The organism is Streptomyces sp. NPDC055966, assembly GCF_042269865.1.
Taxonomy (GTDB): domain Bacteria; phylum Actinomycetota; class Actinomycetes; order Streptomycetales; family Streptomycetaceae; genus Streptomyces.
The window spans coordinates 217,503-243,741 of sequence record NZ_JBHJYK010000019.1 but is presented as its reverse complement, the minus strand read 5'-3'; the positions used below and the strand labels follow the sequence as shown (position 1 = coordinate 243,741).

Genomic DNA, 26,239 nt, shown 5'->3' with positions numbered 1-26,239 from the left:
TTCCTGGTCCTCATCCTCCTGGGGTCTACAGGTCGAAGTCCAGCGCCTCGATGTCGGTGAATTCCGGGTTCTGGCACAGATCTTGGGGAGCGGCCGCGGAGCCTCACTGAAGCAGGATCATCTTGCGGAGCACTTCGAATCCGGCACGCCCATAGAGCTGCCTCTTGATCTTCTTGATGCGGTTCACGGCGCCCTCGATGCCGCCGGAGCTCCATGTGAGGGTGAGTCCGGCGGTGACGGCGTCGATGTCTCGAAGCAAGTGGAGTGCGGAGCCGGTGAGGCCGGGGAGTTGGCTGGCGTCAACAGCGTCGATCCAGGTGGGGGAGCATGGCGCCGCGGCGGTCGGTGAGGATCTCGCCGAATTCACGGATGTGTCCGGCGGCGGTGTCCAGTTCGGGGCAGCGGGCCAGAACCTCCTTGAGGCCGGCACGATCCTCTTCGCCCAGGGCCATGGGACGGCGGGTGAGCCAGCCCGTCACCTGCCGCACTGTCGGTGGTGGCGGCGGTGCCTGAGTCGGAGAGGCACGCAGGCCGGCCATGTGGGCACGGACCATCTGATAGGTGACGGGGGCGTTCTCGGCCAGCAGTACACGGTGCAGCTGGATGACGCTCGTGCAGCCTTCGGCTAACCGCCGTTCCCACGCAAGTCTCCACGGCCCGGCCGAGTCCCCGCCACAGATGGAACCGGTCGGCGGCCTGGAGAGCGTCAGGGGCACCGCGCCGGACCCCTTCCGCGTAGGCGCCTGCCCGGTCCCGGCAGACGATCTCCACGCCGGGATGCGCGGTGAGCCAGGCCGCGAGCGGTCCCGCTTCACGTCCGAGCAGGACGTCGATCGGGTGGTGGCGTTCGCCGTCCGTGATCACAGTGGCGTACGACTGTCCGCGCCGGGTGGCGAAATCGTCCACACCCAGCACGGGCGGCGTGCTGGACAGCGATCCGGAAACGCCATGACCCGGCGCAGCAAGGTCATCCTCCCAGCGTCGAAACTGAGTTGGACAGCCAGCCGGGAGCCGGCTCGTCCGGCCAGTGCCGGCCCGATGCGTTCCAGGGCGCGCTTGAGACGGCTGGTGGAGCGTGCGCACGGGGTCGTGAACTGCGCGAACGGCTCGGCGAACGTCCGGCGCGGGCAGTCCGCCGAGCCACGGACGAACCGCCGGACAGTCAAAAGGATCACGACCCGGAACTCACCGATCGGGAGATCTCTGAGTCTGCGCAGGCAGGAGTCGTGCACCCGGTTCGAGAAGCCATTGCAGTCCGGGCAGCGGGCCGCAGCCGCCCGGCCTCTTGCCACCACATCGACCGTGCCGAAAACGGCCGTCACCGCCTCGACGGTCAGATCGTCGATCCCGTCGAACACCAGCCAACGGCCGGCTACGGCTGGTTCAGGACGATCGAGTTGATCGGCGTCAGGTTGAAGACTCCGAACTCGTTCAGCCCGACAGTGACCACGCAGTCCACGCCGTTGTAGCCGTTGCACAACTGGGCGGTGGCGTTTGCGCTGCCGTACTGGTTGTTGAGCACGTAGTGGTTGCCGAACTGGTTGCTCAGATTGTGGGCGCCATAGCTGTAGAAGATGTGCGCCGGCGAGCTCGTGTGGATGTCTGCCCCTTCGGGGTAGATGCACACCGCCCCGCCCGGACAGCCGTAGACGGTCCTGTCGCTCGCGTGTGCGGAGCCGGTGCCGGCTGTCGCTATCGCGGCCGTGGCGAGCGCGAGCGCGGCGGCGCCGCGCGTGATCCTGCGCATAGTGGTGTCCCTCCGTTCGCGGCCGACCCTTGCCGGCCGTCACCACCGGTACTCGGCGAATGCCGGGCCGGTCCTCCTTCAACCGCGCGTCGGCCTCAGCCGCGTGCGGCTACCACGCCTGGTAGGACAAGCCATTGCACGGGAAAGTGCGCAGGTGCGCCTCAGGACTGTCGTCCAGACACCAACCCGTGGCCTGGTTCTTGAGCCTTAGTCCATTGTCGTAGGTGTGGTACCAGCTCTCCGCCTGCGAGGTGTCGCATCCGGCGTGGCCGACCCGTCCGCCCCCGAAGTCACGCAGGCACAGGCCGGTGGCTTGGCCCATCAGGCGCTCCGTGCCGTCGTTGAATTCGTGGTGGTAGATCTTCTGGTAGCCAGCCTCCCACGAGTCGTAATTGCACGGGAAAGCGCGCCAGTTGTACGAGTTGCTGTCGTCCAGGCACAGACCTGTATAGCCATTCACGTACTGGGTGTAGCTGTCGGCCTGCGCGGTTCCGGCTCCGATGGCAAGGGTCAGGCCCGTAGCCACCATGAGCGTTGCGGCGGTGCTGGTGATGCGGCTGAGTTTGCGCATGTCGCGCTGCCTCATTTCCTTAAGGTCGGCACGTAGCCCTGTTCGGACCCGGTGGGCGCTCGCCAGGCACAGTCATCGCTGGTGAGTCGGCGAACGGGTCTGGGCGGGGTGGCCGGTGTGGTGGCCGGTGAGGGCGGGTTTGTGGTGGGTCGCGGGCCAGTTGTGCGGTTGGGTGAGGTCCTCGTCAGTGGTTGTCCCGGTGGTCACCCGAGGGCGTTCCAGAACGTGCAGTGGTGGCGGGTCTGGGTGGTGCGTGCGGGGACGATGTGGTCGGGTGCCAGGGACAGTGTCGTCTGGCGGGACCAGCGCGGTGAGAACGGGCCGTTGGGGTCGGCGGTTCGGGCGAAGCGGGTCCAGCAGTCGATCATGGTGTTGGCCAGGCGGTGCTGCGCCGCGGTCAGGCTGCGGGGGCGGCCGCCGAGGTCGAACAGGTACGGCAGTTCGCTCGCGTGTGGTGCGCCGAGCGGGAACGGTGGCGTGCCGGGAGTGAGCGGCGGGGCATGCTGGTCGGCGAACTCGTAGCGCCAGACGGGCACCTGGGTGGCGAGGAGGGAGTCCGTGCGCGCGGTGGGACAGGCGAAGTCGGAGTCGCCGATGACCGCGCCGAAGACCGGGCCGCCGTCGGTGGGGTGCACCGGGTATGCGCGGACGATCGCCTTCGCTTCCCCCGCGGCGGGGAAGAAGGCGGCTGCGACATCGGGCCAGGTGTCCGGGGTGACGGGGTGACCGGCTCGGATGATCCCGGCGGCCCAGCTGTTGCCCTCGTCGTGGTTGTTGCCGAGGAGTACGGGCACGTGGTGAAAGCGACCGGCGGCGATGGCCGCCGCGGGGTCACGGGGCAGCAGAGACGTGGCGTATGCGGGCTGCTGGTCGGTGGTCTGGGCTTTGAGCAGGCGGGCGACGGACACGCGCCGCAGGCAGTGCATGACGTCGTGGACAGTGTTGCAGCCGACCTTCGCCGTGAGGTCCGCGCCCGCGGTACGCGCCGTGGACAGCGGGACGGAGGACGGGGCGAAGGGTCGGCCGGCGCGGCCGGTGCACGGACCACTCTCGATGATCGCCCGGTCGAAGAGGCCCGCGGCGGCGGGTGAGGCGAGTTGGGCGCAGACGCTGTAGCCGCCGGCCGACTCGCCGGCCAGTGTGACGTTGTGCGCGTCGCCTCCGAAGGCGCCGATCTCGGCGCGGACCCAGCGCAGCGCCGCCTGCTGGTCGGCCAGGCCGAAGGTGCCGGAGCCGGGCAGTGCGCTGTGGGCGAGGAAACCGAGTGCTCCGAGGCGGTAGTTGACGGTGACGACCACGACACCGCCACGGGTGGCCATGCGGTGGGCGTCGTAGGAGGCGCCCGCTCCGGTGGTGAAGCCGCCGCCGTGCAGCCACACGATCACCGGACGGGGGTGTGCCGGTCGCGCGCCGTCGGGCGTGGTGACGTTCAGGCGGAGGCAGTCCTCGTCCGTGCTGCCGCCGGGCACCTCACCGGCCGGCTGCGGGCAGGCGTTCGAGGGACGGGTCGCGTCCCGGACCCCGTACCAGGGGGCGGCATGGTGAGGCGCTGCCCAGCGGAGCCTGCCGATCGGGGGTGCGGCGTAGGGGATGCCCTCGAAGGTGCGGTAGCCGTCGTGAGCGGCGCCCCGCACGAGGCCGTCGTGGGTGCGGACCGTCGTGGCGGCGGCATCGGGCCGGCCGGACTGCGTCGGCGGTTGTGCGGACCAGGCCGTCGCGAGGACGGCGGTCAGGCCACAGCATAGGGCGGTCAGGACGCGGCGCATGGTCATCGTCTCCCCGTTTCGTTCGGTCAGCTGCCGCCCATGCCGCCCTGGGCGGCGATCATGGTCGTCGGCAGGTCGCGTACCGCTTTCTCCAGGCCAGGCGCCAGGGCGGCGAGAGCTGTCGTGCAGGCATCGATTCGGGCCCGGTAGGTCTTGCGGTCCTGCCGGGAGACGACCGAGTGGACGCCGGCCGCCGCGGCCAGCGCCAGCAGCGCGGTGTCGGCGGCGGGGAGGCTCTGCACGGGCTCGTCCCCGCGCAGCGCCACGGACATGCGGGCGTGCAGGGCGGCGGGCACGGCGCGGTCGGTCAGGGTCAGCCGCCGGGTGCCGAAGGGGGTGCGGGGTTCCTTCACGGTGAGGACTCCGGCCGCCGTGAGGTGGTCCTCCACCTCCGTCAGGGTCCGCTTGCGGTGGGTGCGCGTGAGGTGCTTCCAGCCGTGGCCGCCGGCCGCGTCGTGCAGCACGCCGTCCAGGGCGGGGGCGCCGGTCGGTCGGGTGCCGAAGACGGTGACCGTGCCGTCGTCCTCCCGCAGCCGGCCGCGCAGGGCGAGGTCGACGAGGGCGGCGGCCCGGAGCAGCAACTGGGTCCGGGGGCGGTCGTAGGGGCCTTCGGCCGCGTCGTCGTAGGCGAGCAGATACATGAGGCAAGGCAGGTCGTCGATCACACGTCGACGCTACGGCCGGCCGCCCAGCCCGTGGATCGTCCGTGGGAGCGGTCCGGCACTGGGAACACAGGAGGATCGTGGCCCTGTCTCCTCCTTGAGGAGGAGACAGGTGTCAGGGGCGGCGCGGCTGCACGAGGCCGTGGTCGTAGGCGGCGACGACGGCCTGGACGCGGTCGCGCAGGCCCAGTTTGCGCAGCACCGCGGTGACGTGGTTCTTGACCGTGGCCTCCGACAAGTGCAGCCGTTCGGCGATCTCGGCGTTGGACAGGGCCTGGCCGATCAGGGTGAGCACCTCCCGTTCGCGACCGGAGAGGTCCTGCAGGGAGGGCGGCGGTGCCGGGTCGGGCATGGTGCGCAGGAACCGGTCGAGGACGCGGCTGAGCACGGCGGGCGCCAGCAGCGCGTCGCCGCGCGCGGTGAGGCGGATCGCGTCGACGAGCTCGGTGGGTCGGATGTCCTTGAGCAGGAAGCCGCTCGCTCCGGCCCGCAGAGCGGCGACGACGTGCGCGTCCACGTCCCACGTGGTCAGCACGAGCACCTTGGCCGGGCTGCCGTACAGCGCGATCTGCCGGGTCGCCTCGATGCCGTCCACGACCGGCATGCGTACGTCCATCAGCACCACGTCGGGTACCAGCTCCCGGGTCAGCCGTACCGCCTCCTGGCCGTCGGACGCCTCACCGACCACCTCAAGGTCGTCCCGGGCATCGATGATCATGCGGAACCCGGTGCGGACCAACGCCTGGTCGTCGGCCACCACCACGCGCAGCGTCATGACCCGTCCCGCACGGGCAACTGCGCCGTCACCTCGAAGCCTCCTTCGGGCAACGGCCCGGCACGCAGGCTGCCGCCCACGAGCCGGGCACGCTCCTTCATCCCCACCAGCCCGCGACCCGCTCCCACCGTGGCCGGACCGCCTTGCCGGGTACGGCCGTTGTCGACCACAGTGACCTTCACGCACTCCCCTTCGGCCTTCACTCGCACGCTCACTTCGTCGGCACCGGCCGCATGGCGCACGGTGTTGGTGAGGGCCTCCTGGACGATCCGGTATGCCGCCAGGTCCACCGTGGCCGGCAGGGTGTCGGTTGCGCCCTCGCAGTGCACGTGCACGGTGATCCCGGTCGTACGCACGCTGTCGGCCAGCTCCTGCAGACGCGCGAGCGAGGGCTGCTGCCCCAACTCATCCCCAGCCGCGCCCGCCCCCTCGTCGGAATGGAAGGCCCGCAGCAGCAAGCGCAGTTCGCCCAGTGCCGAGCGGGCACCCGTTTCGATGGCCCGCAGCGCCTCACGCGCCTGTTCGGGCCGCTGGACGAACACGTCGTCGGCGGCGCCCGCCTGAATGACCATAACGGAGAGGGTGTGCGCCACGACGTCGTGCACCTCGCGCGCGATCCGCGCCCGCTCCTCGACCACAGCCCGGCGCGCCTCCGCCCGCATCCGGTCCTGCTGTGCCCTGCGCCACTGCCCCGCTGTCCACGCCAGAACCACCGCCAGCAGATAGACCGACGGCCCCGCGGCGCCGGCCGCCCCCAGCGCCAACGGCGCCGGCAGGCACATCACCGCCAGCGCCCACACCGACACCCGCCGCGGCCTGGTGGCCGACAGCACGCACAACGTGACCTGCGCGGCAAGCAGCGCCCCCGACAAGGACACCGCGGGCAGCAGAGCCCACACCGCAAGCCCCGTCAGCGCGTTGACGGCCAGTACGGCCATGGGCGCGCGTGTCTGCCACCGCAGGGCACATACCTGCGCGAGGACCAGGATCACGGTCACCAGCAGGCGCCGGCCGTGCTCCGCACCGGCGACGAGCACCGAGGTGCCCAGCACGCCGAGCACCAGACCTCCCGATCCCCACCACAACGCCCGGGCCGCCCGGGGCGACAGCCCGCCCCGGGCTTCTCCGGCGAACGCGTGGTTCGGCTGCATGCTGATCGGCTCCACGCCCCGAGCCTATCCAGCAGCGCCGGCCGGGCCGTTTCAGCGAGGGGGCGCGCCGTGGCCTACGTGCTGTGCCGCTGGAGAAGAACCCCGTCGTTGCCCGAGCGGGAGCACGGCCGAGTGCTCCGAGGTGCGTGTCCAGGCAGACAGCCACCGCGACGGGGCACCGGCGGCCCAGGGCGTGTTCAAGTTCATGTCAGGTGCGGCATGTCGGCTCGCGGGGGAGTTTCCGGGTCAGGTTCGGCTGCTGGACCTGGTGCAGTGCACGGCTGTGCTGAACAGTGCAGGGTGGGCCGGTAGATGAGCTCTTGGGTGCGGCCGTCGAACATCCGGCTCTCGATCAGCTCAAGGTCGAAGTCGGCCGCGCCCTCGAAGATCGGGTCGGTCCCGGTCTGACCGCTGATCACAGGGAAGATCGTCACCTGAACGCGGTCGACGAGCCCTGCGGCCATCAGCGCCCGGTTCAACGACAGGCTGCCGTGCGAGCGCAACGGCACCTCGGACTCCTCCTTGAGCCGGGCGACGACGTCGACGGCGTCGCCAGCCACGACGGTCACGTCCGGCCACGCGAAGGGTCCTGTGAGCGTCGTCGACACCACCGTTGTCGGCATGCTTCGCATCCGGGAGTTCACCGGGTCGAGGTCGGCCTCTGGGATCGGGTCCAGCAGCTCCACGAACTGCCGAAAGGTGTTGGCCCCGAGAACCATCCGCTGCTCTTTGCTGATCACGGCAAGGCGGTTCTCAAGGAACTCAGGGCCCTGTTTTCCCCAGTAGCCGCCCCAGTCGCCGTCGGGGCCGTAGGAGCCGTAGCCGTCGAGGGTGGAAAAGACGTCCCAGGTGTAGACAGCCGTCATAGTGCTCTCCTCAAGTGCGGTTGATGGCGTGTCGTGGATACGGACCGAGTAATCGTCAAGACCTGTGGATGGGACGGCAATGCTGCCCCGCGTTGTGCCGCGGCCGCGCCGAGGGAGGCTTCGTCACTCCGGTCACCGTGCCCCCCTCAGGAGAAGTCTGCTGCGGTGATGCCGTCGGGATGTCCGGACGGCCACTCCACCAACTCGATCCGGTAACCATCCGGGTCCGTGAGCCACGACGTCTTCGGGCCGTGAGGACCGCCCGGATACTGGACATGCTCCGGCTCCAGGCCGGCTTCGGTCAGCGTCTCCAGGGTGGTGGCCAGCGTTTCCACCTGGATCGCGAGGTGGTCGAAACCGCTGCCCACGTCGACCGGTCCGTCGCCGGGGCGGTGGACCAGTTCGAGCGAGGCCACCGGTTCGTCGGGGAACTTGAGGATCACGAGGCGGGCCCCGTCGCCGCCCTCGATCCTGCCCAGTTCGACGTAGCCCAAGGCGGTGTAGAAACCGAGCGAGCGGTCCAGGTCGGTGACGCGGTAGGAGACGAAGAGCGTCTTCACGCGACCTCCTCGGGTCGATACACCCGGTAGCGGAGATGCGTAACGTCTCGATCCTCAAGCCGTCGGACGAGGTCGAGTTCGATGTGATCGGTACCCAGGTGGTCGAACAGCCGTCGACCGTCCCCGAGGAGGACCGGCACCAGGTGGATCTCCATCTCGTCCACCTGCCCGGCGCGGAGGAGTGCTTGGGCCGCCCCCGCCCCATGGACCATAACCGGCCGGTCCCCTGCGGCTGAGCGAGCCTGACGGGCGCAGTCCTCGACATCGGTGACGAAACGCGCGTGGTCGGGTGGCACGTCCCCGTCATCCACCTGGTGGGTGAGGACGAAGATCGGCACGCCGTCGTGGTGATCGCCCTGCCAGCGCCCGGCGAGTTCGAAGGTCCGACGGCCAGAGATCACCGCGCCGGTCGCCCGCGCCTCGCGGTAGACCCGGCCGCTCGGACCGTCGGACTCCCGGTCGTCGAGCCAGTTGAAGAGCCGTCCCCCGTCGCGTCCGAGCTCCTGCCCCGGCCGATCGTCCGGGCCGGCGATATAGCCGTCGAGCGACATCGACATGTACAGCCGAATCGGATTGTTCATCCTGGCCTCCTTCTCTCCTCCATGACACCGGGATCCGGCGTTTCCTGATCCGCCGACGGGGCGGGTTATCACGAGGAAGACTTCAGGCAACCGGCAAACTCATCGGCCCGACGCGCCCGGCCTGATGCCGGGCTGAGGGGCAGGAGCCATGACCCGTGGATCAATTGCGGTCGTTCAGGCCGCGTGGCCCTCGGAGCGTTCGACGGGGTGGCCGCGCTCGAAGCGGGCTCCGGCACGAACCAGGGCGGCGAGGTGGGGTGCGTTCACTGCCCGCTACCGCTGCTGGGCTGACTCGGCGAGAGCCGGTGGCCTCGCAGTGGCCGCCTCAGCCGCCGTTCCCCTGTCGGTGTCCACGCCTGCGTTGGCAGCCGGTCTCATCCCCATCCGGCTGGCAGGGCCGACCGGTCCCCTGCCGGTGGGCGCGGTAGAACTGCATCTGGTGGACCCGTCTCGGTCCGACCCTTGGTCGGGGCGGACGCGCGAGGTGATGGTGACCGTGACCTGTCCGGCCGCCGACGTGCGTGACCGCGCGCTGTTGCCATGGCTGCCGACGGGCGCCGAGCGGGCCCTGAAGGCCCGCTTCGGAGGCGCGGTGGACGATTACGCGCTCCCGCAGACCCACAGCGCGGACCGCGCGCCGGTCCGGCCGGTCCGCCGGCCGGTGTTGCTCCACTCGCCGCGCTGTCAGTCGGATCGCACGTTCAACACGCTGCTCGTCGAGGAACTGGCGTCCCTGGGGCTACGTCGTGGTCGCGGTCGACCATCCCTATGACTCGGGCGAGGTGGAGTTCCCTGACGGCCGAATGGTGCTCACCCGCTCCGCCCCGAGCGCGGACGCCGTCGCGGTGCGCGTCGCCGGCCTGCGCTGTGTGCTGGACCAAGTGGCCGTCCTGGACAGGGGCGGCACAACCCCGACGCCGAACGGCGGCCGCTCCCGCGCGGCCTGCGCGGGCTCTTGGCTCTCGGCCGGTTCGGTGTCTTCGGCCACTCCCCCGGCGGTGCCTCCGCGGCGGCCTTGATGGACCTGGACCGGCGGGTGCCGGCCGGCGTCGATGACGGACGACGGAGAGGCGTGGTGTGATGGCGCCGTGAGTCGCACCGTGGAATCGACCAATCGCCGCATGCTGCGGGCACGGGACGTGATGGACCGCCTCTACGCGCAGCAACTGGACGTACCGGCCCTGGCCCGGATCGCCCATGTGTCCGAGGCGCACTTCACGCGCACCTTCCGGGCCACGTTCGGCGAGACGCCCCACCGCTACCTGCAGCGTCGCAGGGTGGAGCGTGCGATGTCCCTGCTGCGGGAGACCGACCGCAGCGTGACGGACATCTGCTTCGCGGTCGGCTTCACCAGCCCGGGAACCTTCAGCCGCACCTTCCGCACCGTCGTCGGCCTGTCACCGCGGGCGTACCGCAGACAAGTGGCGGCCACGGACGTACCGACGTGCTTCACGATGGCGTGGCTGCGGCCGCGCGCCTGACCGTCCGCGTTACGGGCACCGTCCGTCGACTGAGCAGTTTTGGATAAGTTTTCGTCCGGCCCGCCCACTAGCGTGATGCACATGTTCAACGCCATCACACACTCGCAGATCTACGTCCTCGACCAGAACGAGGCCCTCGACTTCTATGTCGGCAAGCTCGGCCTGGAGGTCAACGCCGACGTCGACCTGGGCTTCATGCGCTGGCTGACGGTCAGCATCCCCGCTCACCCCGACCGCCAGATCCTGCTGGAGCGACCGGGCCCTCCGGCGCTGTCCGAGGAGACGGCGCAGCAGGTCCGCGAGCTGATCACCAAGGGCGCAATGGGCGGCTCGCTCATCTTCAGCACCGACGACTGCCGTAAGACGTACGAGACGCTGCGCGACCGGGGCGTGGAGTTCACCGAGGAACCCACCGAGCGTCCGTACGGAATCGACTGCGCCCTGCGCGACCCCTTCGGCAACAGCATCCGCTTCACGCAGCCGAAAGCCTGAGGGCCGTCCCCGCCAGGGCCGACGTCACCAGCCCCTGGATACCTAGTCCCCCGGCTGGGACCTGCTCCGGCCCTGCCCCCCGGCACGGCCGGTGCGCAGGGCCGTGGGCGACTCTGTCGCCGGGCCGGGCGAGGAACGCGAAGACGAAGAACCCCTCGATGAGGACGGGAAGATCTGGTCCGGGGCGGTGTGGAGTCCGGCGACCCGGGGGGGGCTACGTCGGAAGCGCCTCGTCGCCCCGCAACGTCGCCCAGGCCCTGCGGGAGCAGCCGCCGCCGGCACCCGTCGACGCCCAGGTCGCACCGTCGTTGAGCAGCGCAATCCCCATGTGGCGGGCCCCGGGGACTTCACACCACATTCCCCGGCGCCCGTGGTACGTGCGCGGCCAGGTTCCGTACCGGACGCAGCCGGCACGCAATCCCTCACACATCCTGGTGTCCCAGGCACCGGCTCTGGTGGCGCCGGTGGTCAGTGCGCCACACAGGACACTGCGGCCGCCTTTGACCACTACGCCCAGTCGGTCCCGGTCTCCCGTTAGCCAATGCCGGTTGACCTGGTTCGACAGGTTGTAAGTGCCATAGCGGTAGCACGAATTGGCGATGCCGGGCGCGCCGATATTGTCGTGGACGCCTTCGGCACAGATGCACACGTCAGCACCATAGTGCCTGTCGCAGGGCACGTGAGGGCTCCGTATCCAGGCGGTTACGCGGTGGGCCGGGTGTGGCGGGTCTACGGCACGAGGTACGGGTGAACGCGGATGGGTGTTCAGCGCGTAAGGACAGCGCAGAGCCCGTGGGGCGGCAGGGACACCGCCCCACGGGTGGTGCGGCTCTACCGGATGTGGCCGGGCTCATCGGCTGGCGCAGGTCCAGGTAGCAACGCAGCCGTACGCCGGGCTCGCCCTCGTCGTGGGTAGTGTGCTGTGCGGAAGATGTCGCCGCCGATCGGCGAGCAGCTGCTGGAACGCGAGCGGTTACGTCGTTGGCGGCCGCGACTCCGATGGACTACGAAGTGATCAGCAAGCGGGCTGATCGTCCAAGCTGATCGCCTGCGGCGAGTCATATCGCGTTGATCGCCGCGGGCGCTCGCTCCAATCGGGCCAATGCTCTCAGCAACGCGGCTTGGCCATGCCGCCGGGCAGCGAGACGAGCCAACAGCACAAGCACCAGATCGAAAGCTTCCTCCGGGAGCTCTTGGACGGCCAGCCCCACGCTGACAGCGAGATCGTCCATATGCACGGCGAGCTCCAACATCCGGGTGACCAGAAAATCATCGAGACGCAACGCCCATCCCGTCTGCGGCATGAACACGGGCTGGTCGCCTGCACACTCCGCGAGCTTGGTCCGCTGCTCTACGAACGAGGTACGGGCAAGCTCTGCCAACCACAACGACCCCTGGGACGCAATTCCCTCCCCCTTCGCCCGGATGCCGGCGTTGACCTCCCCGTCGAGAGGCGTATCGATCCAGGCAGCTCGGGCGTAATGTTCCAGCAGGGGGATCGGCACCTCTTGGGCAGGGGCCTCCTGCAGGGCCGAGTTGGCGCCGACTTGCAGGGCAGAACTGACACTTAAGATCTGATAGGCGAGATGTCCGGCCAAGCCGCCGACCGTCATCTTGGCCAACGCACTGGGCTGCTCCCACGCCGTGGCAACCTCCGGCGCCTCCAACAGTGCTACCCCCTGCCCCGCGGCGCCCAGGTAGGCCTCTACAACGCTCATCCAGTCCTCCGTGATCGAAATCCCCGACATTTTTAGTTCAGTCAACAGGAAGTCGACGACGACCGGGCCCGGCTCGCTCACATGCATGTCGTGGATCGGGTCCATGCACGGCACTACGACCCGGCGTCCAGGGGAAGTTCGGCCCGTATGGTGTCTTCGCCCGGCCGAGGAGAGGGCGATCAGGGGATGTCGCCATCCCGGTCCCAGCAGGCCGGGTTGCCCGGGCGCGGGTCGTACAGCGCCCGGCCGCCGGGACCGAACTGCCCAAGCTCGGTCCGTGGAAGACGTAGGTGTCGATCTCGCCCGGCGTCCAACCGGTGATGTCGAGCAGCACCTGCTCGATGAGCCGGAGCGGTCGAGCGGACGCTGGAGCTGGTAGGCGGAGACGCCCCAGTAGTCAAGGCTGTCGCGGCTGTTACCGGCTGAACCCCCTACCCCGGTCCCGTGAGCAGTCAGCTCGGCCAAGCGGCCAGGCATCTTGCGAGAATCGGCCCGTCGAGGGTTCCCGGGTAACCGTAGGCGCCGTTGGCCCGATTTCCCCAGGTGCGTTCCGGCGGTTTCCTGTAATCTGCCAGCACCTGCGAACGCTGGCCCATACTGGCGCCGTGACTGTGACCCGCCGCCTCATCTCGCCTCGCCGCTGGACCCCGCCCCCGGCCCCTGACGACGCAGGGCGCAGCCCTGTCACGGGCCGCTTCTCCATCGCCCGCCGACTCGCGAGCGGCGGCCATGGTCCCGAAGACGTGATCTTCGACCGGCAGGGCCGCGTACTCGCCGGTCTCGGCGACGGCAGCGTCATTCGCCTCGACCTCGCCAGCGGCGCACGCACCGTGCTGGGCAACACCGGCGGCCGGCCTCTGGGACTCCAACTGTCCGGCGACGGCAGCGTCCTGGTCTGCGACCACGACCGCGGACTGCTGCGCATGGGGGCCGACGGATCGGTCGACGTCCTCGTCGACACCGTCGCCGGTAAGCCGCTCACCTTCGCCAGCAATGTGGTCGAAAGCCGGGACGGAACCGTCTGGTTCACCGTCTCCACTCGTCGCTGGGACCTTGAACACCATCTCGGCGACATCGTCGAACACTCCTGCACAGGCATGCTCGTCCGACGCGACCCCGACAACACCGTCACTGTTCTGCGCGACAGTCTCAAGTTCGCCAACGGCCTCGTGCTCGCGCCGGACGAGTCCTACCTGCTCGTGGCCGAGACCGCCGGCTATCGGGTGAGCCGCTACTGGCTCACCGGCCCGAAGGCCGACACCGTCGAACCATTCGCCGAGAACCTCGCCGGCACGCCCGACAACATGAGTCTGGGCAGCGACGGACTCGTGTGGGTGGCGATCGCCGCGCCCCGCAACGCACTCCTCGACAAGCTGCTCCCCCGGCCGGGATTCCTGCGGATCCTGCTGTGGAACCTGCCCGAGGCCGTACGCCCCAAGCCCACCCCCCTCGCCTGGGTCATGGCCTTCGACCTCTCCGGCCGCCTCGTCCACGACCTACGCACGGACGAAGTCGACTACGGCTTCGTAACCAGCGTCGCCGAGCATCGCGGAACGGTGGTCGCCGGCAGCCTCCACGAGGACGACATCGTCATGCTCGCCCACACCGACGCGAGTCGCTGACCACGCCAGAGACCAGGGCGAAGGACACTCCCGCCACCGGCTTCCCCCTGGCAGTGCGCCCTCGCCTACCAGCGCTCCCTCCATCTGGCGGGACTCGCCAACTGAGCCGCTCATGAAGCCCGCTGCCGAAGTTCACCACGGACCCGGCCCGGAGCGCGGCCTTGGTGGAGTCCGCCGCCGGGACCTTGACCAGGTCGGCGGCCGGGTCTGGACCGTCGGCCATGGCCCGTAGTGTTCCGGCAGGTTGCGCCGCCGGCGGCCGGGTCCGTCGGCGGCCGGCGGCAGGGGCTGCGCCTGCCGTACAGCGTCCGTCAGCTCGCCACGTCCTGCCACGTGATCGGCCACGAACTTGGCCTCATGCAGCCGCGACCGTCTGTGTCTTGGCCTGGCGCACCCCGCGCAGCGCGCCGGACCAGGCGATCACCTGATCGAGCATGCCGCCCAGGGCAGTGTCGAGGCCCTCCTGGGGCGCGAAGGTGCCGGTGTGGAACGAGGGGTGTGTCGAGATGGTGGGCTGGGCGCGGACCGTGGCCACCTGGAGTTCGGCGAGGACGAGCCGCAGCGCTTCGGCGGCTCGGGCCCCGGCGACCCAGCCCCCGTAGCTGATGATGCCTGCGGCCTTGTCGTTCCACTCCCGGTAGACGTAGTCCAGGGCGTTCTTCAGGGCTCCGGGATAGGAGTGGTTGTACTCGGGGACGAGGAACACGTAGCCGTCGAAGCTGTCGATGAGGGCGCCCCAGGTGCGGGTGTGGTCGTGCTGGTACTCCTGGAGGTTCGGGTTGCCGGGCTCGTCGAGGTTGCCGAGGTTGTGGTCAGCGAGGTCGATGAGTTCGTAGTCGGCGCCGCCGTGGGCACGGGCGGTCTCCAGTGCCCAGGCGGCGATCTGGTCGCCGCGACGTCCGGGGCGGGTGCTTCCGAGGATGAGTGCGATGCGAAGTGTCATGGTCTCCCCTTCCGGAAGAGTTGATACGTCAACTCTAGATTGGAGAGTGTTGATGTGACAACTCTGCTGGTCGCGGTATCCTCGGCGATATGAAGGAGACTCGATCGCTGGAACCCGAGGAGTGGGAGTTCTGGGATACCTGGATGCGGGCGCAGCGCCTGCTCACCAGGGAGCTGGAGCGTGGTCTGCAGCGTGACTGCGACATCTCGAAGGCCGAGTTCAGCGTGCTGGTGACACTGTGGCAGGCCGCCGGCCGCGAGATGCGTGTAGGCGAGCTCTCCGAGTCGCTCGACTGGGACAAGAGCCGCGTCTCACATCAGCTGACGCGCATGGAAAAACGCGGCTTCGTCAATCGCACCCGGTACGGAGCCGATGGTCGCCGCGCGGGGATCGGACTGACCACCGAGGGCCGCCGCGCCGCCCAGAACGCCATCCTCGTGCACGGCGGCAACATCCGCCGCCACTTCCTCGACTCACTGACCCCCGAGCAGACATCAGTCATCCGGGCATGGAGCGAGCAAGCAGCCGAACGCCTCCAGTCCCACCGCAGCGAGACAGCCGGCGACGGCGCGTCCTAGACCGCGCCCCACACCACCCTCACAGACGCCGCCGATACAGCCCTGGACATGTCAGACAGGTTCTGGCGGGTCTCCCTCGGCCTTGCTTCGCCCAGACCAAGGCCGACTGGGCGCGGGAGGCCATACGGAGCCAATGATCGGAGTGTCCTCGCAGCGCGGGGGCGGGAGCAATCTTCCCAAACGCCACGGGTGCGGTGGAGCCAGCCGATCAGGGCGTGTCTGGAGTCCTGATGACCCAGCGGGAAGAGGGTTGAAGGGATGATCATCGGGCTGGTAGCTTTCAGTCGCCCGTGACACCGCCCCAGGAGGTGAGACCCATGAACGCTGTATCGACGTGGGTGCTCTCCCTTACCGTCACGGTCGGCGACTGACGTAGGTGTCGCCGGGAGCGCCTCGCCAACAAGCACTCCCGAAGGGCAACACCTATGCACTCTCTGCAGTTCACCGCCGAGTTGCCGTCGAACGGCATGCTCGAACGCGACTTCACCGTGGGCGACGTCCCCGGCGTCCTCTGGTCGCCGACCTCCGATGCGGCCGATCGCGCGCCCCTGGTTCTGATGGCCCATGGCGGCGGCAACCACAAGAAGCACCCGGCGATGTCCGGCCGCGCCCGACTCCTCGTGACCGGCTGCGGCTTCCACGTCGCCGTCATCGACGCGCCCGGTCACGGCGACCGGCCGCGCACGGCACATGACGAGGCGGAAATCGCCGAGCTGTTCCGGGCGAGGGCGGCGGGCGAACCGGAAGGCCCGATCGTCGTGCGCTACAACGACCACCTGGCGGAGCTCGCCGTACCCGAGTACCAGGCGACCCTGGACGCCCTCCAGGAACTCCCGGAGATCGGCCCCAACGGGCAGGTCGGCTTCTGGGGCATCAACATGGGCACCGCGATTGGCATACCGTTCGTGGCGATCGAACCCAGGATCACGGCCGCGGTCTTCGGTCAGCACTGGCCCGACGTCCTGGCCGAGAAGGCGAAGCAGATCACCATCCCGATCGAGTTCGACATGCAGTGGGACGACGAGCACATCTCGCGACAGGAGGGTCTCGCGCTGTTCGACGCCTTCGCCTCGAAGGAGAAGTCGTTGCACGTGAACTCGGGCAAGCACAAGGAATTGCCCCGGTTCGAGGCCGACAGCGCGGTCCGGTTCTTCGCCCGGCACCTCGGCCGACCGATTACCTCGCCGGTCTGACGTGCGCGGTGGCGGCGTCCGGCTTGCCAGCCAGGCGCCGCGACCACGGCCCCGGGTTGAGGCTGCGCATCCAGATGATGGATCCACGTAGTTGGTGCCCCGCCGTGCAGCTCGCGGGCGTCTTGTCGTAGCGCCTGGCCAGGACCCGCCATGCCCGGATCTTGTTGATGCAGCGTTCCGCCGTGTTGCGCTCCTTGTACTGCTCGGCGCCATGGACCATCAGTCGACCGCCATCCCTGGCGTGCTTCTTGCGATTCGCAGCCTGATCGGCCTTCTCCTGGATGACCGCTTTGATCTCGCGTCTGCGCAGGTGGGCGCGGTTCGCCCGCGAGGGCTACGCCTTATCGGCAGCCACCGCGTCCGGTCTGGTGCACGGACGGTCCACCGGTTCGCGCACCTTGACCTTGTCCGACACCGCGACGAGCCGGGGACTGCCGACGGCCTGCCCAGGCGTGAGCACGAACGCCAGCGGGCGGCATCCACGGTCTGCCGCGAGACGGACCTTGCCGCTCAGCCCACCGCGCGAGCCACCCAGCGCCGCCGCCTTGAGCCGGGCCCGGCGGCACCGAGATCCGCCTTGAGCCGGGCCCGGCGGCACCGAGATCCGCCTTCTGCCGGCCTCGCTGCTCGAACGCCGGGGCGAGGTAGTGGTGCTCAAGGCCACCTCGGACTACTGGCGCCATCTCTACTACACCCTGCACCCGCATCTGAACCTGATGCTGGTCAACCCGGCCCGCCTCAAGGGCATCCGAGGGCACATGAGCGATCCCAGCGATGCCGCGTTGCTGGCCGGGCCGGCGCCTCGGGCATGGTCATGGGCTCCTTCGTGCCCGAGCGGGAGATCCGCGAGCTGCGCGGCCTGACCCGCCGCTGCACCGAACTGGTCACCACCTGCGGGCAGGAGGCCCAGCGCCTGGAGAAGGAACTCGAGGACACGGGGTGAAGCTTTCCTCGGTGCTCTCCGACATCACCGGAGCCGACGGCCGGGCCATTCTGGGCACGCTCATCAACGGTGAGCGCGATCCCGGGACACTCGCCGAACTCGCCGTCCGCCGGGGCCGCAGCAAGGTCCCGGCGCTGATCGATGCCCTGTACGGACAGGTCACCGACCACCACGCGTTCATGTGCCGCCACTACCTGGAGAAGACCGACCGCCTCACTTCCGCGGCCGACCGGATTGACGCCCGGATCACCGCGCTCCTCGCCCGCCTAGGGCACGATCAGAACGTGGCCGACCTCGACACCATCCCGGCATCAGCCCCGCAGCCGCCCAGATCGTCATCGCCGAGACCGGCGGTGACATGGCGCAGTTCGCCACCGCCGGGCACCTCGCCTGCTGGATCGAGGTCTGTCCGGGGATGAACGAATCCGCCGGTGTCAACAAGTCCGGCCGCACCCGGCAGGGCAGCAACCACAAGCGCGTACTGGGCGTTGCCGCGATGGCGGCGATCCGGAACAAGGACTGCTACCTCAGCGCCTACTACCGGCGCGTCGCCACCTGGCGTGGCCGGCGGCGGGCCCAGGTCGCCGTGATACACAAGACCGCCATCGCGATCTGGCACATCCTCCGCAACAAGACCACCGACCAGGACCTGGGAGCCGACTACTTCACCCGACGCGACCCCGAACGCGCCATCCGACGCATGACCAAGGAAGCCAACCGCCTCGGTCCCACCGTCCGCCTTCGACTCCGTCCCCACAGCCTGACCCGCACACACTCTATTTTTCGTGTCAGCGTCACGCACTCACGGTCAATGCCGCAACAGCCAGACACCCTTGGGGGCGAATCAGTTCACCTCATTGAGTTGAGCCTCCTCGGCTCGCCTGCGTCAGCCCGGGCGGACCTGTGAGAGTCCGGTTTGGCCGGGGAGTCGAGTGGGGGTGCCGTGCTGGTACGACGCTGGCTGGACGCAGCAGGAATCAAGGATCCGGTGCTGCGGGAGTGTTACACCGTCTGTGCCCGCGCCGCTTTGCGGGAACGTGGCGGTGTGGGCTGGGTAGGGACCCTCGCGGCGCCACCCGAGAGACGCGCCCACGCCGCCGCCATGACCATGGTGATCCTCGAAGCTGACGACCGGGTGGACACAGGGCCACCCGAGGCGCGCCTTCGGCGTCTGGACGAGTGGATTGACGCCTGGTACGCCGCTCTGGAATCCGGGGGCAGTTCGGATCCGGTCCTGCACGCGGCGGCTCACGCGTGCAGCACTGTTTTCGACAGCCCGCCCCGGGCCCTGATGGAAGAGTGCTTTGCCGCGCTCCGCCGCAGCTGGGAGGCGACCGAGTTCGCCACCTACGAGGACTGGCAGACCTGGGCGACCGGCAGCAGCGGGGCTTCCGCTGTTTTGATCATGTCGACATGGGATGCGCTCGGCGAGGCCGGACAGGTCGGCGAGGGCATCGTGCGCGGCTACGGCGACGCGTTCCAGATGGTGGATTGTCTGGCCGATCTGTCGGAGGACCTGCGCGAGGGACAGCTGTATCTGCCGCTTGAGGACCTCGACCGGTTCGGCGTGCGCAGGGAGGATCTGGAGGCCGGGCGATGGACGGCGGCCACCAGGGAGCTGATCGCGTTCGAAGTGGCACGCATCACCAGTGGCTTGCCGGCCTTGTTGGACAGCACACGGCAGCACCCATGGCTGCACCGGTACGCGCCTGCGTTCGACACCCTCACCCGTGCGCTGTGCTCCGCCGTCCTCGCGGCGGGTCCCTCCATCCTGCGGTGCGTCGCCGTTCCACCGACAGGACCGATGGTTCAGGCGGGGCTGGGCCTGTGGCGTGCCGCCCTGGCGGGCTGAAGCGGGAGCCTGACTACGTTGAGTGAGAACTGGGGGAGGAACCCATGACGACCAAAGTGTCGGACACAACCGGAACGGCAGGCAGCGAGTTGGATGACCGGACCGTCAACCAGTTGGTGGAGCAGGAGATCCGGCGTTGGGTGGGCGCCGGGGAAAACCTGATGAGCGTCGCGTGCCTGGACGCGCTGTTTCCGTCGGGCAAACTGCTGCGCCCCAGGCTGTGCGTGTGGTCCGCGGCCGCATCAGGGGGCACGGTGGACAAGACGTTGTCGTTTGCCGCCGGTCTGGAATGCCTGCATGTGGCGACCTTGATGCATGACGACGTCATCGACCAGGCCCCCGTCCGCCGCGCACGAGCTTCGGCTGCGGAGCACTTCGGTATCAGCATGGCGCTGATGGCCGGTGACGGGCTGGCTTCCACCGCGTACGTGGCGATGCTCGCCGGCACCGAAGCAGGATTGCCCGCCGACCGCGTCCTGCGGGCGGGGCGCGTCGCGGCGGACGCGCTCAAGCACACGGCTGCTGCCATCGCCCAGGAGGCTCTTGTCCGCGGAGATCTCACCTGTGTACTGGCGACCGTGCTGGAGATCATCCGGGGCAAGACCGGAGCGCTGACCAGTGCCGCATGCCAGGCCGGCGCGATCCTCGCCGACGCCCCGGCCGACCACGAGGCGGCACTGCGCACCTACGGCGAGGAACTCGGCGTGGCCTTCCAGATCCGCGACGATCTCCTTCCCTACGCAGCCGGAACGCACGGCACCGAGAACCCCGGCGCGCTCAGCGATGTGGCGAACCGGCAGCCCACCGTCCCGGTCCTCCTCGCGCGGGACGCCGCCGACGGCGCCGACCGGGACACGCTCCACGACCTGTTCGTCGAAGAGACTGATGCCGTCACCGCTCACCAGCGGCTGTCCGAGGTCCTCGTCCGCAGCGGTGCTCTCGACCAGGCCACCGACATGGCCCTGACGCATGCCGCGAACGCGCGGGACGCACTGGCCCAGCTTCCTCCCTCGGCTGCCCGGCACAGGCTGGAAGAACTGACCACGACGGTCGTCGACCGTACCCGGTGACCGAGTGATGGAGGTCAAAGATCTGCACCATGCGTACGGTCAGCGGAAAGTGTTGCGAGGAATCCACCTGGACCTGGGTCCCGGTGCCGTGGTCGGAATCGTCGGGGAGAACGGGGCAGGCAAGTCCACCCTGCTGAAAATCCTCTCCGGCGAACTGCGCCCGGACCGGGGAACGGTCCGCCATCAGGGCCGCTTCGGCTACTGCCCGCAGGACGTGGTCCTCAATGACGCCCTGACCGTCCACCAACACCTGAAGTTCTTCCAGGCCGCCTTCGGCCTGCCCGACCTGCACCATGCCGAGGCGATCATGGAAACACTGGGGTTCGCCGAGTACGCCGACGAACGCTCCGGCGACCTCAGCGGCGGCACCCGGCAGAAACTCAACCTGACCCTCGCTCTCATGCACGACCCGCAGGTCCTGCTGCTGGACGAGCCCTACCAGGGCTTCGACTGGGACACGTACCAGCAGTTCTGGGGCCTCGCGAGCCGCCTGCGCAGCGCCGGCCGCTCCGTCCTGGTCGTGTCCCACCTGGCCTACGACATCGAACGCCTCGACGAACTCTGGCACCTGGACAACGGCACCCTCACCCGCGGCACGGCGGTGGCGGCGTGAAACGGCACCTCGCTCTTTACACCACCGCCACCCGGTACGACCTGATCGAGCACGCCCGCAACACCTTCGCCATGCTCCTGGTCGCCCTGTACGTCCCCGTCTGGGTCACCCTCGCCTACCTCGTCATCCCTGACAAACTCGTCCCATTCCAACTGAATGCCACAGGCGAGCGGCTCGCCCCGGCCGGCAACCTGCTCACCCAGATCACCGGCGCTCTCAACGCCGTCACGCTGATCACCGGCTTCATGATGTTCGCGGCCACCTTCAACAGCGGCCGCTTCGACCGGCGCCTGGCCCTGGCGGGCTACCCGCGCACTCACCTGGTCCTCGCCAAGACGACCTCCCTGACCCTCGCCTCCGCAGCCGTCGCCACCTACGCCACCGCCGTCATCTGTGCCGCGTGGTCCCCCAAACAACCCGTCCAACTCGCCGCTGCCCTCTTCGGAGCCGCCCTCACCTACGGTGCTCTCGGAGTCGTCTACGGTTCCCTGCTACGGCGCGAAGTAGAGGGCATGTTCCTGATGATCATGACCAGTGTCGTCGACGTGGCTCTGCAGAACCCCATGGCCAGCTCAGGAGCCAACAGCCCCTTCATCCGCCTGCTGCCCTCCTACGGCGCCATGCAGACCGCCACAGCCGCCGGTTTCTCCACCATCGCCACCCCCACCTACCTCGGCGTCCAACTCCTGTGGTTCACCGCAGCCGCTCTGGTCAGTCTCCTCACTTTCCATCACCGCACCCGCAACACCCTCCCGCCCGTCAACGGCCTGCCATCCGACCTCCCGCGCCCGCGCCGCGACCAACCCCGATCGCCGCACCCCCGCACCCCGCGCTGAACAGCCTCACCTGCCATGCCGCGTCGGCTCGTCCGACGGCTCGGCCGCATACCCGGCCACAAGCGCCAGATGGCGCGATCACCTGCCTGACCTGGACACCCCGCCAGCCAGTTCTGCTCGCCGCGGCACTCTTCTGCGCCGACATGACCTACGGCGTAGCTCGGAGTCGTCTTCGGCACTCTGCTGCGCAAGAGGCCGAAGGCATGTACGCCATCGTGATGCCCAGCATCGTCGACCTTGCACTGCCGAACGCGTCGTGAGTTCCGGAGCCGACACCGCCATCACCCCCGTTACCTGCCTTCTTGCGGCGCCATACAGGCAGCCACCGAGGCGGGTTTCTCCCGTACCACCGTCCCCCGGTGCCCGCTCATGCAGTTGGCGTGGTTTGCCACGGCTGGCCTCACCCGGCTGCTGGCGTTCCACCCGACGTACCCGCAGCTCCCGCCGCCGGCTGCTCCACCCCGTCCGGTCGCGTCGATCATGGTCTGCATGGGGCCGATCGCGCCGGCGACGCGGCCGCTGTGGGTGAGGGTGAGGACGGGGCCGACGCCCCCGGCCCGCATGCGCTCGTACAGGAAGGCGAAACCGTGTCTTCGCGTGTCGGCGGTCCTTGGTGGAGGGGGCTGGGGGGCTGGCACTCGGCCTGGTCCTCAACGCCCTGCTCCTGTTCAACACCCGGTACACGGACGCCGCGGTGAACCAACTGCGTGCGGACGGCTCCGACGTCCGCGACAGGGGCGTGGCCCATCTCTCCCTTCGTACGGCAGCACATCGACATGCACGGCCGGTACTCGTTCCAACTCCCCCACCTGCCCGTAGGGCGACGCCCCCTGCGCGACCCCGAGGCGCCCGAGGACGAGTGAGACATCAGCCGACGGCCCCCTCTGGGGCACCTGGCCTGGCGTGTCACGGGGCCTGGATGCACCCCGAGGGGCGGGCGCTGTTCCAGGCGGTGGGCAACCAGGTCGCCGGAAGCAATCGGATGCCTGAAGGATCACCCGGGCGGCCAGGCGCAGCCTGCTGCTACGGGGTGCCGAGCAACCGGATGCGCAGTGCGGCGGCGCCGCCCTCGGAGAGCCAGTCCGCCAGGGTGCGCAGTCCGGGATGGATGACCCGCAGAGCCTCGATGTCGGCGTGCCAGCGTTGGCCAGAGATCCACCGTTGCCGGGTCTCGGCGATCCCCGGGTTCAGCGCGGCGGCCTCGTCGTGGGTGAGCTGCTCGTAGTGCACCGCGACTCCGGTGGCAGCACTGATCGCGGCGACGGCCTCAGCCGGGGTCGGGTTGTCACCGGCCAACTCCAGAGTCCGTCCAGCGAACCGGTCCGGTTGCTCGAAGGCCAGAGCGGCGAACTCGGCGATGTCTTCGAGGGCGATGATCTGGACAGGCTCGTTCGGCGGAAAGAGGTGCCGATGGACGCCGTCAACGAACCCGTCGAGGCCGATGCCGGACTCCCCGAGGTAGTTCGTCATGAACCGTACCGGGCGCAGCACGGTCACGAGTGGGATCTGTTCGCGCAGGTACTGCTCGATGCGCCGCTTTCCCGGGGCCGCGAACGCGTCTCCCGAGGTCGAGGCGACACCGGTGAACACCACGTGGCGGACACCTGCGGCAGCTGCTGCGTCGGCCAGGGCCCGGCCGCGCGTGAACTCCAGTTCTGGGTTGCTGCCGGCTGGCCCGTAGACAACCGGCGGCACGGCGAACAGAGCGGTGGTGCCATCAAGTGCCGGCGCCAGGCCTGACGGCTCGTCGAAGTCTGCGAGGGCCAACTCGGCTCCTGCGTCCGCGAGTGCTGCGGCGGCGGGCGCGGTCTTGTCCCGCACCAGCGCGCGCACCGGTCGGCCGCTGGCCAGCAGCCGTCGCGCCGTCGCGCCACCCTGCTTGCCGGTCGCGCCGGTCACAGCGACGGGGCCGTCGGCGGGGCCCTGGGTCGGGCCGGTGACGGAATGGATTGGTTCGGCGGCCATGTCGTCCTCTCCTTTCCCCGGGGGCCGGTTGCTATGGACAGGGTGGTGGACCCGGGGATATCTGGAATACTTCAACCCGGTTGGGTCGGGCGCACAAGGGGTTTCGTGACATGACTACAGTGATCAGCGGTGGCGACCGGGCCGATGCCCGCCGCAACCGGGCCAAGGTGCTGTCCGCCGCTGGTGAGGCATTCGCCGAGCAGGGACTCGACGTCCCGCTCGGCGAGATCGCGCGCCGGGCCGGTGTCGGCGCCGGCACCGTGTACCGGCACTTTCCGAATAAACAGGCTCTCCTTGAGGCGGTGTTCGTCCAGCACCTGGACGAACTGGTCGCCTCGGGCGAGCGACGGATGGCCCGATTCGCGCCCACCGAGGCGTTCTTCGGGTTCCTGATGGACGTCGTCGAGAAGTCCCACAAGCGCGGGCATATATGCGATGTCGTGGCCGCCGACGCGAGTTGGCCACGCCCGATGCTCACGGCGTTCGTGCTGCGATTCCGCCAGGTCCTGACCGCGCTACTCCACGCGGCGCAGCGGGCCGGCGGTGTCCGCGCTGACATCGTCCCCGACGATGTCGTCTCACTCACCGTCGGATGCGCCTCGATGCTCGCTGCCCGCCGCGATCGGTCGGCCGGCCTCAGACTCGTCCAGCTGACCCTGGATGGTCTGCGCCCTTCCGCCATCGTCACGGAACGACAAGGCTTTCGTGATGGCCTCGGTGTCCGCCGGGAAACCGTCGTGTTCTGTGAGGAATGCGGGGCTACGCTCACGGTCCGGCCCACCGGTCGCCCGGTACGTTACTGCGGGGCTACTTGCCGGCAGCGGGCCCGCCGTCGACGCCTCGCGGGCTGAACGGGCTGGAGTCGTGTTCTTCTCGTCGGCCCGGCAGTCCACGCTCGACGGACTTGACACGGCCAAGCACGCGGCGCCCGGTGATCACCGACCACATCGTGCACGCCGTGCTGCGACGCCGCAGCAGACGCACTCCTCGCCGGGCCGGACGCCATGACGAACTCGACCAGCATGGCCGGGCGCGCGATGCGCCACAACGTCATGCAGAACAAGGCCGGCAGTGTGGACCGTGGATGTCGCGGTGGTGACCGGGCTCGTGTATGGAGCCAGCGGACAGCGTCTGGACGTGTATCGGCCTGCGCCTACGTTGGAGGCTTCGCCGCTCGTGCTGCCCTGACACGGAAGAGGTCCCCCAGCCCACCTCCTCACCCGCGCCGCCCGTTTCGCACCTAGCGCCTGCTAAACAGTCCGCAGAACTTACCGAGTACTGACCGTACGATGCCGTAATCGCCCTTGCCCCAGGGTGTCGTGACGCGCCGTTCGGATGCTGGTCCGGATCGCGCAGAGCGATCGGTGCGAGTCGCACCGAGGTTCGCTCACGATCCCACGACAAGTGGTGGCGCATGGGCAGGCAGGGAAAACCCTGACAGGCCCTCAGGGATGCCTTCGGGATATCTCCGGGTGCCGCCCTGAGGACTGGTACCAGCCGGGCGGTCGAGAGCGAAACAGGACCCGCCGCACGTTCCGGAGGACCCATCAAAAAGCCGCGTTCCCAAAAGCCCTCCTTTGTTGAACACCCTTGTTGGACACCAAAGTCGACTCCGGCCCGGCGTGTCGACGTCCGGGCACAGGAAGACACCCAGGTCCACGTCGGCCTCGACCTTCGGCCGGGCAGTCTCACCCCGAGCTCGTCGAGCACCAGGCGGTGCAGCTTCGCCCATACCCGGGCCTTCGACCACTCGGTGAATCGCCGGTGGGCCGTCGCTCCCGAGGGCCCGAACGACGCGGACGGCAACTGCTGCCACGTACAGCCCGACGTGGCCACGAACACGATCACGGCCAGCACTTCCCGGTCACCGTGACAGCGCCGGCCGCCACCCTGCGGACGAGTCGGCGCCTCCGGCACCACCCGCTGGAACAACTCCCACAACTCATCCGACACCAGCCGCTCGACGATCCCCACGCCGTGCCCCTACCGAACACTCCAAATGAGATGGCTTCTTATCTGCGAGCAGTGCGTCCGGCGCGGTGCGCTGCCTGCCGCGGCCAAGTCGCGGGACTCGGACGTCGCCCAGCAAGAAGGGGAGGACCTGCGCGTCGTGTTCCTGGCCCGGGGTAACTACGACGGCCAGCGGGCGGCCGTAGCCGTCCACGGCGTGATGGATCTTGGTTGTCAGGCCGCCGCGGGATCGGCCTATTGCGTGGCCCTGGCTTGCCCCTGGTGGCAGGAGCTTCGCCCTTGC

The 26,239-nt window shown here is 69.1% G+C and carries 30 protein-coding genes and 4 pseudogenes; 15 read left to right on the top strand and 19 right to left on the bottom strand.

Annotation, left to right across the window (positions count from 1 at the left end; all coding sequences use genetic code 11):
• Nucleotides 1-103: 103 nt before the first annotated feature.
• The 12 genes from ACFC8N_RS34835 to ACFC8N_RS34780 all read right to left on the bottom strand — a co-directional run bounded on the left by ACFC8N_RS34835 (nucleotide 104) and on the right by ACFC8N_RS34780 (nucleotide 8,679).
• Nucleotides 104-367, bottom strand: a complete 264-nt coding sequence (locus tag ACFC8N_RS34835; protein ID WP_356027999.1) for a transposase — start codon at nucleotides 365-367, stop codon at nucleotides 104-106.
• Entirely contained in the window at nucleotides 364-864 is a 501-nt protein-coding gene (locus ACFC8N_RS34830) for a transposase (protein WP_376292796.1), read from the bottom strand. The genes ACFC8N_RS34835 and ACFC8N_RS34830 overlap by 4 nt, the downstream gene beginning before the upstream one ends.
• Nucleotides 861-1,358 (bottom strand): transposase family protein, encoded by a 498-nt coding sequence (locus tag ACFC8N_RS34825; protein ID WP_376292747.1) that lies wholly within the window; start codon nucleotides 1,356-1,358, stop codon nucleotides 861-863. The genes ACFC8N_RS34830 and ACFC8N_RS34825 overlap by 4 nt, the downstream gene beginning before the upstream one ends.
• A gap of 14 nt (nucleotides 1,359-1,372) precedes the next feature.
• Nucleotides 1,373-1,747 (bottom strand): hypothetical protein, encoded by a 375-nt coding sequence (locus tag ACFC8N_RS34820; RefSeq protein ID WP_376292745.1) that lies wholly within the window; start codon nucleotides 1,745-1,747, stop codon nucleotides 1,373-1,375.
• A gap of 109 nt (nucleotides 1,748-1,856) precedes the next feature.
• Nucleotides 1,857-2,318: a ricin-type beta-trefoil lectin domain protein gene (locus ACFC8N_RS34815; RefSeq protein ID WP_376292743.1), complete on the bottom strand. Its 462-nt coding sequence runs from the start codon at nucleotides 2,316-2,318 to the stop codon at nucleotides 1,857-1,859.
• A 203-nt stretch (nucleotides 2,319-2,521) separates the two neighbouring features.
• On the bottom strand, nucleotides 2,522-4,090 hold the full coding sequence (locus ACFC8N_RS34810; RefSeq protein ID WP_376292742.1) for a carboxylesterase/lipase family protein: 1,569 nt from the start codon (nucleotides 4,088-4,090) through the stop codon (nucleotides 2,522-2,524).
• A gap of 20 nt (nucleotides 4,091-4,110) precedes the next feature.
• Nucleotides 4,111-4,749: a GPP34 family phosphoprotein gene (locus ACFC8N_RS34805; RefSeq protein WP_376292739.1), complete on the bottom strand. Its 639-nt coding sequence runs from the start codon at nucleotides 4,747-4,749 to the stop codon at nucleotides 4,111-4,113.
• A 112-nt stretch (nucleotides 4,750-4,861) separates the two neighbouring features.
• Nucleotides 4,862-5,521 (bottom strand): response regulator transcription factor, encoded by a 660-nt coding sequence (locus ACFC8N_RS34800; RefSeq protein ID WP_356027984.1) that lies wholly within the window; start codon nucleotides 5,519-5,521, stop codon nucleotides 4,862-4,864.
• A complete protein-coding gene (locus ACFC8N_RS34795) occupies nucleotides 5,518-6,687 on the bottom strand; it encodes a sensor histidine kinase (protein WP_376292737.1) in 1,170 nt (389 codons plus the stop codon). The genes ACFC8N_RS34800 and ACFC8N_RS34795 overlap by 4 nt, the downstream gene beginning before the upstream one ends.
• Nucleotides 6,688-6,875: 188 nt before the next feature.
• The gene (locus tag ACFC8N_RS34790) at nucleotides 6,876-7,538 is read right to left on the bottom strand and encodes a dihydrofolate reductase family protein (protein ID WP_376292735.1); all 663 of its coding nucleotides are present in this window, start codon (nucleotides 7,536-7,538) and stop codon (nucleotides 6,876-6,878) included.
• A gap of 146 nt (nucleotides 7,539-7,684) precedes the next feature.
• A complete protein-coding gene (locus tag ACFC8N_RS34785; RefSeq protein ID WP_376292732.1) occupies nucleotides 7,685-8,098 on the bottom strand; it encodes a VOC family protein in 414 nt (137 codons plus the stop codon).
• Nucleotides 8,095-8,679, bottom strand: coding sequence for a dihydrofolate reductase family protein (locus ACFC8N_RS34780; RefSeq protein ID WP_376292731.1), 585 nt, complete (start codon nucleotides 8,677-8,679; stop codon nucleotides 8,095-8,097). Before ACFC8N_RS34780 ends, ACFC8N_RS34785 begins: the two co-directional genes overlap by 4 nt.
• A gap of 487 nt (nucleotides 8,680-9,166) precedes the next feature.
• On the opposite strand from ACFC8N_RS34780, the gene ACFC8N_RS34775 reads away from it, so the two are divergent.
• The 3 genes from ACFC8N_RS34775 (at nucleotide 9,167) to ACFC8N_RS34765 (ending at nucleotide 10,652) form a co-directional block, all read left to right on the top strand.
• On the top strand, nucleotides 9,167-9,451 hold the full coding sequence (locus tag ACFC8N_RS34775; protein WP_376292729.1) for a hypothetical protein: 285 nt from the start codon (nucleotides 9,167-9,169) through the stop codon (nucleotides 9,449-9,451).
• A gap of 316 nt (nucleotides 9,452-9,767) precedes the next feature.
• Nucleotides 9,768-10,160, top strand: coding sequence for an AraC family transcriptional regulator (locus tag ACFC8N_RS34770; RefSeq protein ID WP_356027972.1), 393 nt, complete (start codon nucleotides 9,768-9,770; stop codon nucleotides 10,158-10,160).
• A gap of 81 nt (nucleotides 10,161-10,241) precedes the next feature.
• On the top strand, nucleotides 10,242-10,652 hold the full coding sequence (locus tag ACFC8N_RS34765) for a VOC family protein (protein ID WP_356027970.1): 411 nt from the start codon (nucleotides 10,242-10,244) through the stop codon (nucleotides 10,650-10,652).
• A gap of 650 nt (nucleotides 10,653-11,302) precedes the next feature.
• On the opposite strand, the gene ACFC8N_RS34760 is transcribed toward ACFC8N_RS34765, so the two are convergent.
• Together ACFC8N_RS34760 and ACFC8N_RS34755 are read right to left on the bottom strand one after the other, a co-directional pair.
• A complete protein-coding gene (locus ACFC8N_RS34760) occupies nucleotides 11,303-11,653 on the bottom strand; it encodes a DUF6207 family protein (RefSeq protein ID WP_376292794.1) in 351 nt (116 codons plus the stop codon).
• Nucleotides 11,654-11,710: 57 nt separating this feature from the next.
• Nucleotides 11,711-12,475: a hypothetical protein gene (locus ACFC8N_RS34755; RefSeq protein WP_376292726.1), complete on the bottom strand. Its 765-nt coding sequence runs from the start codon at nucleotides 12,473-12,475 to the stop codon at nucleotides 11,711-11,713.
• 500 nt (nucleotides 12,476-12,975) lie between these two features.
• On the opposite strand from ACFC8N_RS34755, the gene ACFC8N_RS34750 reads away from it, so the two are divergent.
• Nucleotides 12,976-13,992 (top strand): SMP-30/gluconolactonase/LRE family protein, encoded by a 1,017-nt coding sequence (locus ACFC8N_RS34750; RefSeq protein ID WP_356027967.1) that lies wholly within the window; start codon nucleotides 12,976-12,978, stop codon nucleotides 13,990-13,992.
• Between the two features lie 355 nt (nucleotides 13,993-14,347).
• On the opposite strand, the gene ACFC8N_RS34745 is transcribed toward ACFC8N_RS34750, so the two are convergent.
• On the bottom strand, nucleotides 14,348-14,935 hold the full coding sequence (locus ACFC8N_RS34745) for an NADPH-dependent FMN reductase (RefSeq protein ID WP_376292724.1): 588 nt from the start codon (nucleotides 14,933-14,935) through the stop codon (nucleotides 14,348-14,350).
• Nucleotides 14,936-15,024: 89 nt separating this feature from the next.
• Between ACFC8N_RS34745 and ACFC8N_RS34740 the strand changes: the two genes are divergently transcribed.
• Nucleotides 15,025-15,513: a MarR family winged helix-turn-helix transcriptional regulator gene (locus tag ACFC8N_RS34740; protein WP_376292722.1), complete on the top strand. Its 489-nt coding sequence runs from the start codon at nucleotides 15,025-15,027 to the stop codon at nucleotides 15,511-15,513.
• A gap of 425 nt (nucleotides 15,514-15,938) precedes the next feature.
• Nucleotides 15,939-16,706, top strand: a complete 768-nt coding sequence (locus ACFC8N_RS34735; RefSeq protein WP_376292721.1) for an alpha/beta hydrolase — start codon at nucleotides 15,939-15,941, stop codon at nucleotides 16,704-16,706.
• Between the two features lie 58 nt (nucleotides 16,707-16,764).
• Here ACFC8N_RS34735 and ACFC8N_RS34730 read toward each other — a convergent pair.
• A pseudogene (locus tag ACFC8N_RS34730) lies at nucleotides 16,765-17,274 on the bottom strand (IS5/IS1182 family transposase); the annotation flags it as partial.
• Between the two features lie 246 nt (nucleotides 17,275-17,520).
• Between ACFC8N_RS34730 and ACFC8N_RS34725 the strand changes: the two are divergent.
• The 8 genes and pseudogenes from ACFC8N_RS34725 to ACFC8N_RS34690 all read left to right on the top strand — a co-directional run.
• Nucleotides 17,521-17,649 carry a hypothetical protein gene (locus ACFC8N_RS34725; protein WP_356027960.1) on the top strand — a complete coding sequence of 43 codons (129 nt, stop codon included), beginning with the start codon at nucleotides 17,521-17,523 and terminating at the stop codon, nucleotides 17,647-17,649.
• Entirely contained in the window at nucleotides 17,646-18,068 is a 423-nt protein-coding gene (locus tag ACFC8N_RS34720; RefSeq protein WP_376292719.1) for a hypothetical protein, read from the top strand. The genes ACFC8N_RS34725 and ACFC8N_RS34720 overlap by 4 nt, the downstream gene beginning before the upstream one ends.
• Nucleotides 18,008-18,556, top strand: coding sequence for a transposase (locus ACFC8N_RS34715; RefSeq protein WP_376292717.1), 549 nt, complete (start codon nucleotides 18,008-18,010; stop codon nucleotides 18,554-18,556). The genes ACFC8N_RS34720 and ACFC8N_RS34715 overlap by 61 nt, the downstream gene beginning before the upstream one ends.
• 36 nt (nucleotides 18,557-18,592) lie before the next feature.
• A complete protein-coding gene (locus ACFC8N_RS34710) occupies nucleotides 18,593-19,501 on the top strand; it encodes a phytoene/squalene synthase family protein (RefSeq protein ID WP_376292714.1) in 909 nt (302 codons plus the stop codon).
• 116 nt (nucleotides 19,502-19,617) lie between these two features.
• The gene (locus tag ACFC8N_RS34705) at nucleotides 19,618-20,571 is read left to right on the top strand and encodes a polyprenyl synthetase family protein (RefSeq protein ID WP_362817588.1); all 954 of its coding nucleotides are present in this window, start codon (nucleotides 19,618-19,620) and stop codon (nucleotides 20,569-20,571) included.
• 7 nt (nucleotides 20,572-20,578) lie between these two features.
• Nucleotides 20,579-21,184 carry an ABC transporter ATP-binding protein gene (locus ACFC8N_RS34700; protein WP_362817339.1) on the top strand — a complete coding sequence of 202 codons (606 nt, stop codon included), beginning with the start codon at nucleotides 20,579-20,581 and terminating at the stop codon, nucleotides 21,182-21,184.
• Nucleotides 21,181-22,020 carry an ABC transporter permease gene (locus ACFC8N_RS34695; RefSeq protein WP_376292711.1) on the top strand — a complete coding sequence of 280 codons (840 nt, stop codon included), beginning with the start codon at nucleotides 21,181-21,183 and terminating at the stop codon, nucleotides 22,018-22,020. Before ACFC8N_RS34700 ends, ACFC8N_RS34695 begins: the two co-directional genes overlap by 4 nt.
• Before the next feature lie 634 nt (nucleotides 22,021-22,654).
• Nucleotides 22,655-22,883 (top strand): annotated as a pseudogene (locus tag ACFC8N_RS34690) (Tn3 family transposase); the annotation flags it as partial.
• 160 nt (nucleotides 22,884-23,043) lie between these two features.
• Here ACFC8N_RS34690 and ACFC8N_RS34685 read toward each other — a convergent pair.
• Complete coding sequence (locus ACFC8N_RS34685) at nucleotides 23,044-23,985, bottom strand: NmrA family NAD(P)-binding protein (RefSeq protein ID WP_376292709.1); 942 nt, start codon at nucleotides 23,983-23,985, stop codon at nucleotides 23,044-23,046.
• 80 nt (nucleotides 23,986-24,065) lie between these two features.
• Between ACFC8N_RS34685 and ACFC8N_RS34680 the strand changes: the two genes are divergently transcribed.
• Complete coding sequence (locus ACFC8N_RS34680) at nucleotides 24,066-24,836, top strand: TetR/AcrR family transcriptional regulator (protein ID WP_376292706.1); 771 nt, start codon at nucleotides 24,066-24,068, stop codon at nucleotides 24,834-24,836.
• An 835-nt stretch (nucleotides 24,837-25,671) separates the two neighbouring features.
• On the opposite strand, the pseudogene ACFC8N_RS34675 reads toward ACFC8N_RS34680, so the two are convergent.
• Nucleotides 25,672-25,959: pseudogene (locus ACFC8N_RS34675) on the bottom strand (transposase); the annotation flags it as partial.
• 37 nt (nucleotides 25,960-25,996) lie between these two features.
• Nucleotides 25,997-26,203, bottom strand: a pseudogene (locus ACFC8N_RS34670) (IS5/IS1182 family transposase); the annotation flags it as partial.
• Nucleotides 26,204-26,239 lie beyond the last annotated feature (36 nt).

Bases quoted from the DNA above. Each gene is read 5' to 3' on its own strand.
- ACFC8N_RS34790 (WP_376292735.1), bottom strand. From the start codon at position 7,538: ATGACGGCTGTCTACACCTGGGACGTCTTTTCCACCCTCGACGGCTAC.
- ACFC8N_RS34725 (WP_356027960.1), top strand. From the start codon at position 17,521: ATGGGCTCCTTCGTGCCCGAGCGGGAGATCCGCGAGCTGCGCGGCCTG.
- ACFC8N_RS34700 (WP_362817339.1), top strand. From the start codon at position 20,579: ATGGAGGTCAAAGATCTGCACCATGCGTACGGTCAGCGGAAAGTGTTG.
- ACFC8N_RS34755 (WP_376292726.1), bottom strand. From the start codon at position 12,475: ATGGACCCGATCCACGACATGCATGTGAGCGAGCCGGGCCCGGTCGTC.
- ACFC8N_RS34765 (WP_356027970.1), top strand. From the start codon at position 10,242: ATGTTCAACGCCATCACACACTCGCAGATCTACGTCCTCGACCAGAAC.
- ACFC8N_RS34775 (WP_376292729.1), top strand. From the start codon at position 9,167: ATGGTGACCGTGACCTGTCCGGCCGCCGACGTGCGTGACCGCGCGCTG.
- ACFC8N_RS34685 (WP_376292709.1), bottom strand. From the start codon at position 23,985: ATGGCCGCCGAACCAATCCATTCCGTCACCGGCCCGACCCAGGGCCCC.
- ACFC8N_RS34810 (WP_376292742.1), bottom strand. From the start codon at position 4,090: ATGACCATGCGCCGCGTCCTGACCGCCCTATGCTGTGGCCTGACCGCC.
- ACFC8N_RS34800 (WP_356027984.1), bottom strand. From the start codon at position 5,521: ATGACGCTGCGCGTGGTGGTGGCCGACGACCAGGCGTTGGTCCGCACC.
- ACFC8N_RS34815 (WP_376292743.1), bottom strand. From the start codon at position 2,318: ATGCGCAAACTCAGCCGCATCACCAGCACCGCCGCAACGCTCATGGTG.
- ACFC8N_RS34740 (WP_376292722.1), top strand. From the start codon at position 15,025: ATGAAGGAGACTCGATCGCTGGAACCCGAGGAGTGGGAGTTCTGGGAT.
- ACFC8N_RS34820 (WP_376292745.1), bottom strand. From the start codon at position 1,747: ATGCGCAGGATCACGCGCGGCGCCGCCGCGCTCGCGCTCGCCACGGCC.
- ACFC8N_RS34745 (WP_376292724.1), bottom strand. From the start codon at position 14,935: ATGACACTTCGCATCGCACTCATCCTCGGAAGCACCCGCCCCGGACGT.
- ACFC8N_RS34715 (WP_376292717.1), top strand. From the start codon at position 18,008: ATGGCGCAGTTCGCCACCGCCGGGCACCTCGCCTGCTGGATCGAGGTC.
- ACFC8N_RS34780 (WP_376292731.1), bottom strand. From the start codon at position 8,679: ATGAACAATCCGATTCGGCTGTACATGTCGATGTCGCTCGACGGCTAT.
- ACFC8N_RS34735 (WP_376292721.1), top strand. From the start codon at position 15,939: ATGCACTCTCTGCAGTTCACCGCCGAGTTGCCGTCGAACGGCATGCTC.